Origin of the sequence: Bacillus stratosphericus (assembly GCF_020524495.1) — a bacterium.
In the GTDB taxonomy this organism is placed as follows: Bacteria; Bacillota; Bacilli; order Bacillales; family Bacillaceae; genus Bacillus; species Bacillus stratosphericus_B.
In genome coordinates, this window is record NZ_JAIVLB010000001.1 from 89312 (window position 1) to 102055 (window position 12744).

Below are 12744 nucleotides of genomic sequence, written 5' to 3' on the forward strand. Positions count from 1 at the left end.
AGTTTGTCTTTTTGATTTACTTTGTTTTTGGGATGACCTTGAAAACAGACATCCGTTCTTCGTCAATTTCTTCCTCTAATATGTGCAAAATATCTGTTAATTGGATTTGCTCTAACACTGGTAAGACATCAAATAAGCTCATTTCTAAGAACGCATATCTAGTGAATTGGTTGGCAATGTATTCTGGAGAGTTCATGGCCTTTAAAAAGCTACCGATTTTTTTCTTACGAGCGAGCTCAATTTTTTCTTCTGTGATGAGACTCTTGGCTTGAAGAAGGATTTCTTTTAATTGTTCTGCCAGTTGGTTAGGATCGTTTGTATCTCCGCCAACCGAAGTAAAGCCAAAACCGCCTTCTTCCGTATAATCGTAATTAAACGTCTCATCAATCAAGCCTTTTTCATACATCCGTTCATATTGTAAGGAGCTTTTGCCGAACAATGTCTCTAAAATGAGATTCATTCCAAGCTCATGCTTTAAAAGCTCTTTTCCTTTTTTGTGCGGATTTTTTGTCTTCAAACCGAACATACATTTAGCGCCTTGTACATTCATTTTAAGTTCGTATTCTTTTCGATAAACGCTTTCAGGCTCATTGATCTCTTTCCTTTTGATTTCAGGCTGGTCTGTAAATGGTTTTTTCACCTGATTTGCTCTTACTTGCTCTAATATTTGCTTCGGATCAACAGGACCGACAACAAAAAGGAGCATATTGCTCGGGTGATAGAACGTTTCATAACACTCATACAAGTGGTCTTTTGTAATAGGAGCAATGCTCTCTACTGTTCCAGCAATATCAATTCTAACTGGATGCTTTTGATAGAGGTTTTCTATAAGTCCAAAGAACAAACGCCAGTCGGGATTGTCATCATACATGTTAATTTCTTGACCAATGATGCCTTTTTCTTTTTCTACCGTTTTTTCAGTAAAATAAGGCTCTTGCACAAAATCAATGAGTGTTTCAAGGTTTTGTTCCACTTTTGCGGTACTTGAAAATAAGTAAGCCGTTCTCGTAAACGTTGTAAAAGCGTTTGCAGCTGCCCCTTGCTTACTAAATGTATGAAAAACATCACCATCTTCTTTTTCAAACAGCTTATGCTCTAAGAAATGGGCAATTCCGTCAGGCACTCGGATCATGTCTTCTTTGCCAAGCGGCACAAATTCATTATCGACAGAGCCATACTTTGTTGTGAAGGTCGCATATGTTTTGTTAAACCCTTGCTTGGGCAGCACATAGACGTCTAGTCCGCTTTCCATTTTTTCGTAATACACCGTCTCATGTAGCTGATCGAATTGAATTGTTTTCACCGTCATGAAACACCCTCCGTTCCTTTAAGAAGATAGGTCGTGTCCCACTTGATTTTCTGACCCACTTTGATAATGTCCTCTTTTGTCACTCGGTCTAACGCATCTAAAAAGGAATCAAGAGTCCCTTCTGTTGGCACGACTGCATGTTGGTATAAGTATTCCGCTGTTCCATAAGACGTATCAATCGTTTCCAGCAGCTGATTTTTAACGACAGCCTTTGTTTGCTCAATGGCTTCTTCTGAAAAATCACCTTTTTGCATCGCATCAAATTGTTCTTTAATAATGTCAACTGCCTGCTGATAATTGGCTACTTCAATACCAGACATGACCATCATCAAGCCTTTAAAGCTCTCAAGTCTAGACACAGCGTAATATGCAAGACTTGCTTTCTCCCGAACATTGATGAATAGCTTTGAATGGGAGAAGCCACCGAATATACCATTAAACAAATGCAGTGCCGGATAATCTTCATCTGCAATCCCTGTATGTGTGCGAAAGCCAATATTCAGCTTTCCTTGTTTCACGTCTTCTTCATCAATGACTTCTTTTGGATCGTTTTGTGCATTTAATGATTCAGCATTTTGTTTCACCGGCTCTCTTTCACTTGTTTTGAAATATTGCGAGACCATTCGGTTGATGTCTTGTTCATCAACGTCACCGACAACATAGAGATCAAGCTGGTTTGATTGAAGCGCATGCTCATAAGCTTCAAAGAGCGTGTTTGCTGTGATCGCCTGGAGGTCTTCCATTTCACCATTGACGTGCAGTGCATATGGTTCACCTTTACACATTTCCTGTAGAAGTCTTAAGTTCGAATAACGCATTTTGTCATCATAAACTGCCTGAATTCGCTGTTTTAATGTGCGTTTTTCTTGCTCTACATATAAATGACTAAACACCCCATCTTCAACATGAGGGTGGAATAATAAATCAGATAGTAAGGCAACCCCTTTTTCTAATAAAGGTGTTTGATCCTTTAAATATTTTTCATTCGCCATTTCCAGGCGGAAAGTGATGATGTGATTCTCTCCTTTTTTCGCCATGTCTGCCGAAACTGTTGCACCATAGAGCTCATCAAAATAAGTGCGCAATTCTCCTGTTTTCGGCATGTTTTCTGTTCCTCTTAACAGCACATGCGGGAAAAGAGAACGCATGGTTACGTCATCTTTGGATAGAGGCGCAAGCATTTTAAAAAGGATCGTGACTGTTTTAAATTTTTCTGTTTTGACAATATGAGTATGAAGACCAGATGTATTGAATGTCTTCTCTTGTAAGTACGTCATGAGAAACCTCCTTTATTCGTCATATTTATTATGTATTAGAACATAGCTGATATATACGTAAAAATAGCCATTTAATAGTCATTATATCATCAGAGGAAAGGATAGGAAATAAAACGCCTCTGCTTTTAGCAGAGGCACCAGTTGTTATTTCATTCTAAAAGACCACCAATTCCATTTACCAAAAATGTGAATTATGACCGGTATAAAGAGCGGTAAAACGACAAAAGCGTATAGCACTTGATTAAGCAGGAGGTCAAATGAGCTTATGAATTCAATTGTCCTTTCGTGTTATAAGCACATATACAATAGAAAAAAGATGGCAAAATACCGTCTTTTTTCTTTGCTTAAACTGGTTTCAGTTGTTCACTTTCATCCTTTTCATCTGGCTGAATGAAAAACAGCACCAAAAACAATGAAATGAGACTGCAAATCGTCGAGAGAATAAAAACGATCGAGTCCCCTTTATCCATAAGATATGCGTATATTGGAGGCCCTAAAGCGACACCGATAAACCGCATACTGCTATAAAATGACGTAATGGTTCCGCACTGCTCTTTTTCAATTCCTTCTGTGATCAGTGCATCAAGTGCAGGAAGGACAATACCGATCCCCACTCCGCCAATGCTTAAGCATATAAATAATAAGTAAAAACTGTGATTCCACCATAAAAAAAGATAGGTAATAGATAAAAGTATCATGCCTACGATTAAAAAAATTCTCATTTTCCCTTTCTCTTTTCCAATCGTCTTCCCAGCAATGTATGAACTTATCGACAAAAAAAGGAGCGGGATACTCAGCAGCAACCCTTTTTTGACCCCTTTTATTTGATAAGCTGCCTCAAGATTATCGGATAAATAAAAGAGCACACCAAAAAGAAGAAACATGATAAAACCGCCAATGGCAAAAATGGCATAAAGCCAGCGTCCCTCATGCTTGAAAATAGTCTTTGTCGATTTTAAAAATTCGTTAAATGTAGGCGAGACTTCCTCTTTCTTGGCAGACTCAACCATGAACAACACCATGAAAAAGCTTGTGATTGAAAAGAATGGTATAAACCAAAACGGCACATACCAAAACCAAGAAGCAAGAAGTGCTCCGATAATAGGGCTTAGTACCTTTCCAGCTGTATTAGAGGTTTCAATGGCTCCAAGCCCCGCACTTACCTCTTCATCATCATGATACAAATCACCTATAAACGGCAGGACAACAGGTGCTGCTCCAGCCGAGCCAACCCCTTGAAGGACCCTACCAAACAGAATCCACATGTAGGGTTCTTTCATGATCGTTGAGGCAACAGCTGCTACAGCCCCTCCAAGTCCTGCAATTAAGAGGCACGGCAGGAGCACTTTTTTCCTCCCAATTCTGTCAGATAAATAACCAGCGATTGGAATACATAAAATAGCCACAACGGAATATACCGTAATAATGAGTGAGACTTGAAAGGAAGTGATCGAGAGTTTCTTTTCTATCTCTGGCAATACTGGTATCAACATCGAGTTCCCCAGTGTCATGATTAGAGGCACTGATGATAATGCAATAATATTTTTTTTACTGACTGTTTTCTCGCCCAACATCATTCACCCAATTCTATATACTGTTACGTATTAGTGTGGCAAGTTTAGCGGTTATTATGTATGGGCAAACAAAAAGCAACCGCCTTCAGAAGTGACTGCTTTAAGAACGTTTACGTATGACATGAAAGCTAAATTTATCCGCTCTAAAGTAGTTGAGCGAGTATAAGACCGGCTGATCATCCTGATCATAGTGCATTTGTTTCAGTAATAATAGCGCCGTTTCGGGATCGCATTCTAGTATGGATGAGACGTGATCGTGATAGCCAATCGGTTGGATGTCTGCAACTGCATATTTAATCCCGCTGTGTGGTTCTCTTCCAAACAGCTCAAAAAGTGACTCTTCTTCATGAGTAAAAGAAGCGGGAAGATGCTTAACCGGAATTTTATCTAAACAATAGACGACTGGCTGTCCATCTGCCGTTCGAACCCGTTCCATTGAAAAAATCTCATCAGATTCATCACACTGAAAACGGATGACATCATTCTCTGTTGGCTCTCCTTCTTGTGAGGACAAAAAGATGGTACCTGGCGTCATATTCACCTGTTCAATCATTTTCGTCACACTTGTCAGCTGCTCAATGCCTGTTGAAAAGAGCGGTCTTGAATTGACGAATGTTCCAACACCATGTCTTCTAATTAAGTACTTCTCTTCTTCTAAAATACGAAGGGCTTCACGCAATGTCGCTCTGCTTACACCTAAAAGCTTTGAGAGCTCAAATTCTGAAGGCAGCTTTTCTTTTTCGGCATATACGCCTGTTTGAATATCTTCTTTAATACGGTCAATCACTTTCAAATATAAATGGCGATTGTCTGTTTTGGTCGACATGTTTTCCCTCCGTCTAATCAATGCAAATGATAAGGTGAGAAATCTCTATTCCGAAATAAGATGAACATAACTATAACATGATTTTGCAAATAAATAAATAGTCTGACATCTTGTTGACATAATAATGATATCGTTCACTTCATTTCAGGAAAGCTCTCTTCTCATTATGAAGAGAGCTCGTCATATTGTTCTTTTGAGAGCAGGACTTCTCTCGGTTTACTTCCTTCATATGGACCTACAACGCCTCGTTCTTCCATTGCGTCAATCAGACGTGCCGCACGTGTATAACCGATGCGGAATCTCCTTTGAAGCATAGAGACAGAAGCCGTCTGCATGCCGATGATCAGTTCAACTGCTTCATTATATAAGTCGTCTTCCACAGCCGCAAGCTGCCCCTGCGATTCTTCACTTGGAATCATTTCTTCTTGATATTGTGCTTTTTGCTGTGTGATGACATGATCAACGACATGCTCCACTTCTTCATCTGATAAAAATGCGCCCTGCACACGGACCGGCTTGTTTGCACCGACAGGTAAAAACAGCATATCTCCTCTGCCTAGCAGTTTTTCTGCGCCTCCCATATCAAGGATCGTCCTTGAATCAGTTTGTGAGGATACACTAAAGGCGATACGGGATGGAATGTTTGCTTTAATGACCCCTGTAATGACATCGACAGAAGGTCTTTGTGTTGCGATAATTATATGAATACCCGCAGCACGTGCCATTTGAGAGAGCCTTGTAATAGAATCTTCTACATCAGAGGAAGCAACCATCATTAAATCTGCAAGCTCGTCCACAATGACGACAATATAAGGAAGCTCTGGCTGTTTCGCCTCTTCTGATTGATTCATTCGTTTAATGTAATCATTGTATCCTTCGATATTTCTTGTACCTGTATGAGAAAACAGTTCATAGCGGCGTTCCATTTCACTGACTACTTTTTTGAGTGCCTGTGAGGCTTTCTTTGGATCCGTTACAACTGGAGCCAAAAGATGCGGGATGCCGTTATAGACATTGAGCTCAACCATTTTAGGGTCAATCATCATCATCTTCACTTCATGAGGCTTTGCTCTCATGAGAATACTTGTGATAATGCCATTGATACATACACTTTTTCCACTTCCAGTCGAACCTGCGACAAGCAAATGCGGCATTTTATTCAATTCTGCAAGCACGGCTTCACCGGAAATATTTCGGCCAAGCCCAATGAGCAGCTTTGCATTTGGACGGTCGTTTTGCTTCGATTCTAAGACCTCTTTTAACGAAACCATGGCGATTTCTGCATTCGGAACTTCAATCCCAATGGCCGATTTACCAGGAATCGGAGCCTCAATTCGGATGTCTTTTGCTGCTAGGGCAAGGGCTAGATCATCACTTAAGTTCACAATCTTACTTACCTTAACGCCGACATCTGGATATACTTCATATTTTGTCACGGCCGGCCCTAAATGAACTTGTGTGACTTTTGCCTTTACGCCGAAGCTTTGAAACGTTTTTTCAAGCTTTCTTGCATTTTCGTAAATATTTTTCTTATCTGTTTGCTGACCTGAATGCTGTGGATCAGCTAAAATATCTAGAGACGGCAATTCGTAATTTTTATTCTCCAGTTCAGTAAACGTCATTGGTGGTGCTTCTTTTGATTCATCAGCCAATTTCGGAGATGAATCATTTTGCACAGTCTCTTGAAGAACCTCAGAATCTTTTATTACCTGCTCTTTACGAACCTGCGGTGTGAGAATATCATCTCTGTCTGCAAAGCTTGAAATAATGGGCTGACTGCTCTCAACAACAGGTGTTTCCTCCTCGATCAAGATATGATCATCTTCGTCATCTTCTTGAACGCGTGAACGTTTTTTCTTTTCGCCTGTTTTCTGGGAGGCGGTGCTCTTTTTTGCCTGCCTGATCCCTTTCATATCTTGTACAAACGCCTTCCACTGCTTCATCATAAATTGTGATATAGGGACTATCACTTTTTTGACCATTTCTTGCAGTGACCGATTTGTGATTAGAACAATCCCAATCAACATTAGAACAATCGCCATAATTTGAGAGCCTGCTTGTGCAAACAAGAAATATGAGGCTGCAAATATTATGGCACCAATCATTCCGCCTCCTAAATCAGGCGAACCGGTCTCACCCTTCATGTCCATCAAGAAAAGCTCAAACGTATTTCTTATCACACTTTGAGAGCCGATGAATCCTGCAGCTGAAAGGTGCTGAAATAGCTTTACATGTGACAAAAGCAAAATACTAGCAATGATGCAGTATAAACCTACTTTTCTTCTTGTTAACATATCAGGGATTTGTTTTTTCCAAAAGATTGTCATACCAAAAAGAAATAACCCGATAAGGCAGAGAATGAACCATTCACCTGCAAAGAATCGGAATAGATGGACAAAGGTTTGTCCAACAATACCTAGCTGTAAAATGGCAATGATCGCTATGGCAATACAGACTAACCCATTTAATTCATATTTCAATTTTAGCTGTTTATTTTGTTTTTTTCTCGTTTTACGTTTTCTCTTTTTAGCCATACTCATCACCTTACTACGAAAGAAAATATAACCTACCGAAAGATCAGAAAGAAAGCAGCCTGGTTTTGGCTGCATCTTGTTGTAAGTTTTCCCTTTATTATAGCATAGAATCATTCATATGAGTCGGTTTGATTCGTGCTTAAATGTAACTTCAATCGCTTGCCTGGTGCAAGCTCTTGATTCAAGAAATCCATTGGATTGGTGCTCATCACTTGAACAATTTCCGCTTCATCTTCTTTCATTTCAACAATGACTGGCACGCCTTGTATTTGGACCTTCTGTAACTTGCGTTCTCCATGCTCCTCAACGTAAATGGCTTCATAAGGCATAGGTGTGTATAAAATCATTGGATCAGCCCCTCGTTTTGAGATACTCGCTCTCCAATCAGTTCGTTCAATTTTTTAATTGCTTGCCCTACGCCGCCTACTTCGTTCATGAGTCCGTACTCTGCTGCCTCATGACCAACGACATTTGTCCCGATATCTCTTGTCAAATTGCCTTTTGAGAACATGAGCTCTTTAAATTTCTCTTCTGTAATATCTGAATGGCTTGTGACAAAATTAATGACTCTTTCTTGCATTTTATCCAAGTATTCAAAAGTTTGTGGGACACCAATGACAAGGCCAGTTAAGCGTACAGGATGAATCGTCATAGTGGCTGTTTCTGCAATATATGAATAGTCACATGATACAGCGATGGGGACACCAATTGAGTGGCCGCCGCCAAGCACAATCGATACAGTCGGTTTAGATAAAGACGCCAGCATTTCCGCAATGGCTAACCCTGCTTCAACATCGCCGCCCACTGTATTTAAAATGATTAAAAGGCCTTCGATTTTTGGATTTTGTTCAACTGCTACGATTTGCGGGATGACATGTTCGTACTTGGTTGTTTTATTTTGTGGCGGAAGCTGCATGTGACCTTCGATTTGTCCAATAATGGTCAGACAATGTATATTTGTATCTTGTGGCAGTTGTGGAACATCTGTTTCACCAAGCTGCTGTATTTTGCTCATAATGCTATCTTTTTCTTCAGGATTTTGCTCAGGCTGCTGTTCATTTTTTTCGTCCATTTGTCTCCATCCTTTCCTAAAACTCTCCTCCTATTATGAACAAGAAGGTCATATTCCATCCGCATTCCTCTTGCCACATAAAAAAAGCCCAAAGAGCATGTATTCCTTGGGCTTTCTCATCATACTTCCATAATAATTGGAATGATCATCGGCTTACGTTTTGTTTTTTCATATAGGAATTGATTTAATACATCGCGCATGGATTGTTTCAGTGTTGACCATTCAACCACCGAGTTTTCCGTTTGTTCTTTGACAATGCCTTTTACAAGGTCTGTCGCTTTGACAATCAGCTCTTCTGATTCTCTCACATAAACGAATCCTCTTGTGATGATTTCAGGTCCAGAAATTAATTGTTTCTTTTGTTTATCGAGCGTAATGACGACAATTAAGATTCCATCTTGAGACAATAGACGTCTATCCCGTAAAACGATGTTCCCGATATCGCCAACGCCAAGACCATCAATCAAAATGTTCCCTTGGTGAACCTTTTCACCGATCTTTACGTTCTGTCCTCTGAATTCAACAACATCTCCTTTATCAATTAAGAAAATGTCACTTCGTTTCATTCCCACTTCCTCAGCAATACGGGAATGTGCTTTTTGCATACGATATTCACCATTCACTGGGATTAAATATTTCGGTTTTAGTAAATTCAGCATCAGTTTTAACTCTTCTTGACAGCCATGACCAGAAACATGCACACGCTTTTGAGCAAAAATCACCTGTGCTCCGCTTCTTGTTAGGAAATCAACCGTTTTTGAATACGTGAGTTCTTGTCCAGGAAGAGGTGTAGACGCTATCACAACAGTATCATCTTGTTCAATATGAAGCTGTTTGTGATTTTGTTTGGCCATTTTGGTTAAAGCAGCTAGCGGTTCCCCGTGGCTTCCAGCAGTTAGGATGACCACATCATTTTTCGCCATTTTCTTCACTTCTTGAACTGGTACAAATAATTCTTCATCTGCTGTCACATAACCAAGTTTGATCGCAAGTTGAAGGGTTGTCATCATATTCTTACCTGCAACTGCAAGCTTACGGCCATTTTGGTTCGTTGCATTAATGATCTGCTGTACACGGTTAATATTTGACGAAGATACAGCCACAATTACACGATTTTCAGCATTATACATTGCATTTGAGATTTCGTCTTGGACGAGCGCCTCAGAAGGTGTATAACCTGGTTTTTCAGCATTCGCACTGTCTGAAAGAAGTGCTAAAACGCCATTATTTCCGATTTTCGCAATCTCTCCGATGTCACAGGCCTGGTTAAGCGCTGGGGTTTGATCAAATTTAAAATCACCTGTGCATACGATTGAACCAAGAGAGGTTTTGAAGCTGATCCCGACTGAATCAGGGATACTGTGATTCGTTCTAAAGAATGATACCTTTGTTGTTTCAAATGTAATAACCGATTTTGCATGCACCTCACGCAAATCAGCTTTTTGATTGAAGCCGTATTGTTTTAACTTTTCTCGAAGTAACGCAAGGGTCAGCTTCGTTCCGTAGACTGGTACAGACAATTTGCTTAAGCAATGGAATACGCCTCCTATTGCCTCATCATGTCCGTGGGTAAGAAAAATTGCTTTCACCCGATCAGCTCGTTCAGTTAAATAAGAGATATCAGGAATGACCACGTCAATGCCTAGCATTTCGTTTTCTGGATGCATGAGTCCTGCATCTACGACATATATGTCGGAATCAATCTCAATGACATATAAGTTTTTCCCTATTTCTCCAACGCCTCCCAGTGCAATAATTCTTACGTTCTCTGTATTTTTCTTTTTCAAAATTCTTATCCTCCTAGTCTCAAGCCCGTCCATCATCGCTTAATGCTATTATAACTGAATCTAATTTTAGAAAACAAGATGAAGTCACATTTTAAGAAAGTGTTTATGTATAAAAAAACGGTCATACTCAGGGACATCTGAGAATGACCGTTTACGAAATTTTTTGTTTTGATCAGCTATTTAATACGTTGCTTAAATCCAGTCTCTCTTCTTCTGACAAAGGCAAAAGCGGGAGACGAACTGATCCGACATCTAGTCCTTTCAACTGAAGGGCTGTTTTGACAGGCGTTGGATTTGGCGCTGAGAAAAGCTGTTTCATGATTGGAAGCAGCTTTTGATGAATCAATGCTGCATTGGCTGTTTGACCTGAAGCATAGCTTTTTAGCATTTGCTGCATATCAAGTCCGACGATATGCGAGGCCACAGAGACGACTCCTTTTGCTCCAACCGCTACAGCAGGAAGTGTTAAGCTGTCGTCACCTGAGTATACGTCGAAATCCTCTGGCGTCTCTGCAATGATTTTTGTCATGGTATCTAGATCGCCGCTTGCTTCTTTGATCGCGACAATGTTTGGTATTTGCGCAAGCTTGATGGTTGTTTCTGGTAATAATGAAGCAACTGTTCTTCCTGGTACATTGTAAAGCATGACAGGAAGAGATGTAGACTCGGCAATTGCTTTAAAGTGTGCATACATGCCTTCCTGTGATGGCTTGTTGTAGTATGGTACGACAAGCATCACTGCATCAACGCCCGCTTCTTCTGCTTTTTTCGTTAGTTTGATAGACGCATTTGTGTTATTACTGCCTGTTCCTGCAATGATTTTACAACGACCATTTGCTAATTTCACCGTTTGCTGAAAAAGAGCGGATTTTTCTTCAGTCGATAAAGTTGGTGATTCGCCTGTTGTTCCTGCAACGACTAAAGAGTCACTGCCGTTTTTTAACAAGTAATCAATGAGAATTGATAGCTTTTGGAAATCAATGTTGCCTTTTTTATCAAAAGGTGTAATCATAGCTGTTGCGATATTTCCGAAATTCATTTTTTTCACCTCATCATGATTCAATCACATTTATCTTGAAAGTTCAAACACTTCGTGCAAAGCATTAACAGCCGCTCTCATGTTTTCTTCGTGCACTAACACCCAAATAGTCGTATGACTGTCAGCAGATTGTAAAATCGGGATGTTTTGCTCTGATAGAGCCGATACAATTTTAGATGTGACACCTGGCACACCCATGATACCTGCTCCAACAGCTGATACCTTGGCACAGTTTGTTGTTACAACCGGTGTATAACCAAGGTCTTTTAGGATCGTTGTTGCTTTTTCAGTCATTGCACCTGTCACTGTATAGACAATTTCACTCGGTGTAATGTTAAAGAAATCAACACTAATTTGTGCGTTTGCCATTGCTTTAAAGACCTCTGTTTGAACGCTGTATTGCCCTTCTTTTGCTGGGACTTTGATTTGCGTTACATCATTGACATGTGCAATACCCGTAATGAGACGATCATACACATCATGACTCATTTTATCTGAGTAGTGTGACGTCACGAGTGTGCCCTCATCATTAGAGTATGTTGAGCGAACCCTCATTGGCACTTTTGCTTGCATGGCAATTTCAACAGCCCGTGGGTGGATGACTTTTGCTCCTTGGTAGGCCAGGTTACAAATTTCAGTATACGTCACAACTCGTAGTGGTTTTGCCTTTTCTACAATGCGAGGATCTGCTGTCATGACACCTTCTACATCTGTAAAAATATCGATAAAGTCTGCCTGCAATGCAGCCCCTAAAGCAGCAGCTGACGTATCACTTCCGCCTCGTCCAATCGTTGTCACGTCTCCATTTTTCGCGGCTCCTTGAAACCCGGCAACGACAACTATATCATGTTCAGAAAGTGCTGCTTCAAGACGTTCACATTTCATGTCAATAATTTTCGCATTCGTATGCTCTTGATCCGTCACAAAGCCTGCCTGCGCACCTGTCAATGCTAAAGCCTTTAGACCGTTCTCATTCAGCATACTTGAAAAAACAACAGCTGAAATATTTTCACCGCAAGAAACGAGCAAATCTTTTTCTCGATTTGTCATGTGCTGAGCACTGCCATACAGCAGTCCAAGCAGCGTATCCGTCGCATAATGATCTCCTTTTCGTCCCATTGCAGAAACGACGACGACCGATTTATAGCCTTTTTCTTTTGCAGATAAGATATGTGCAAGTGCCCTTTTTCTACCTTGATCATCTTTGACAGATGTACCGCCAAATTTTTGGACAATTATTTTCACTGTTTTCACTCCAAGTTCATTCTGACGTAACAGAAGAGAGCAGGCGAAAGATGCCTAACTCTCTTCTGTTCGTCCTCATCA

At 40.3% G+C, this 12744-nt stretch carries 10 protein-coding genes; all 10 read right to left on the reverse strand.

Annotated elements, in window-relative coordinates; translation table 11 throughout:
- Positions 1–16: 16 nt before the first annotated feature.
- Positions 17–1309 carry an EF-P 5-aminopentanol modification-associated protein YfmH gene (yfmH, locus tag LC033_RS00525; RefSeq protein ID WP_226566354.1) on the reverse strand — a complete coding sequence of 431 codons (1293 nt, stop codon included), beginning with the start codon at positions 1307–1309 and terminating at the stop codon, positions 17–19.
- Entirely contained in the window at positions 1306–2586 is a 1281-nt protein-coding gene (gene yfmF / locus LC033_RS00530) for an EF-P 5-aminopentanol modification-associated protein YfmF (RefSeq protein ID WP_226566355.1), read from the reverse strand. Before yfmF ends, yfmH begins: the two co-directional genes overlap by 4 nt.
- A 344-nt stretch (positions 2587–2930) precedes the next feature.
- Positions 2931–4160, reverse strand: coding sequence for a bacillibactin exporter BcbE (gene bcbE, locus LC033_RS00535; RefSeq protein WP_226566439.1), 1230 nt, complete (start codon positions 4158–4160; stop codon positions 2931–2933).
- Between the two features lie 100 nt (positions 4161–4260).
- A complete protein-coding gene (locus LC033_RS00540) occupies positions 4261–4986 on the reverse strand; it encodes a GntR family transcriptional regulator (RefSeq protein WP_226566356.1) in 726 nt (241 codons plus the stop codon).
- A gap of 164 nt (positions 4987–5150) precedes the next feature.
- On the reverse strand, positions 5151–7520 hold the full coding sequence (locus LC033_RS00545) for an FtsK/SpoIIIE family DNA translocase (protein WP_226566357.1): 2370 nt from the start codon (positions 7518–7520) through the stop codon (positions 5151–5153).
- A 110-nt stretch (positions 7521–7630) separates the two neighbouring features.
- Positions 7631–7867, reverse strand: a complete 237-nt coding sequence (locus tag LC033_RS00550; protein ID WP_226566358.1) for a YlzJ-like family protein — start codon at positions 7865–7867, stop codon at positions 7631–7633.
- Positions 7864–8592 (reverse strand): ClpP family protease, encoded by a 729-nt coding sequence (locus LC033_RS00555; protein WP_226566359.1) that lies wholly within the window; start codon positions 8590–8592, stop codon positions 7864–7866. Before LC033_RS00555 ends, LC033_RS00550 begins: the two co-directional genes overlap by 4 nt.
- Positions 8593–8711: 119 nt before the next feature.
- Positions 8712–10379 carry a ribonuclease J2 gene (rnjB, locus tag LC033_RS00560; RefSeq protein WP_226566360.1) on the reverse strand — a complete coding sequence of 556 codons (1668 nt, stop codon included), beginning with the start codon at positions 10377–10379 and terminating at the stop codon, positions 8712–8714.
- Positions 10380–10551: 172 nt separating this feature from the next.
- The gene (gene dapA, locus LC033_RS00565; RefSeq protein ID WP_226566361.1) at positions 10552–11418 is read right to left on the reverse strand and encodes a 4-hydroxy-tetrahydrodipicolinate synthase; all 867 of its coding nucleotides are present in this window, start codon (positions 11416–11418) and stop codon (positions 10552–10554) included.
- A 30-nt stretch (positions 11419–11448) separates the two neighbouring features.
- Complete coding sequence (gene dapG / locus LC033_RS00570; RefSeq protein ID WP_226566362.1) at positions 11449–12663, reverse strand: aspartate kinase; 1215 nt, start codon at positions 12661–12663, stop codon at positions 11449–11451.
- Between the last annotated feature and the right edge of the window lie 81 nt (positions 12664–12744).

Excerpts from the sequence above, each read along its gene's own strand:
- yfmH (WP_226566354.1), bottom strand. The coding sequence starts at position 1,309 with ATGACGGTGAAAACAATTCAATTCGATCAGCTACATGAGACGGTGTAT.
- yfmF (WP_226566355.1), bottom strand. The coding sequence starts at position 2,586 with ATGACGTACTTACAAGAGAAGACATTCAATACATCTGGTCTTCATACT.
- bcbE (WP_226566439.1), bottom strand. The coding sequence starts at position 4,160 with ATGTTGGGCGAGAAAACAGTCAGTAAAAAAAATATTATTGCATTATCA.
- LC033_RS00540 (WP_226566356.1), bottom strand. The coding sequence starts at position 4,986 with ATGTCGACCAAAACAGACAATCGCCATTTATATTTGAAAGTGATTGAC.
- LC033_RS00545 (WP_226566357.1), bottom strand. The coding sequence starts at position 7,520 with ATGGCTAAAAAGAGAAAACGTAAAACGAGAAAAAAACAAAATAAACAG.
- LC033_RS00550 (WP_226566358.1), bottom strand. The coding sequence starts at position 7,867 with ATGATTTTATACACACCTATGCCTTATGAAGCCATTTACGTTGAGGAG.
- LC033_RS00555 (WP_226566359.1), bottom strand. The coding sequence starts at position 8,592 with ATGGACGAAAAAAATGAACAGCAGCCTGAGCAAAATCCTGAAGAAAAA.
- dapA (WP_226566361.1), bottom strand. The coding sequence starts at position 11,418 with ATGAATTTCGGAAATATCGCAACAGCTATGATTACACCTTTTGATAAA.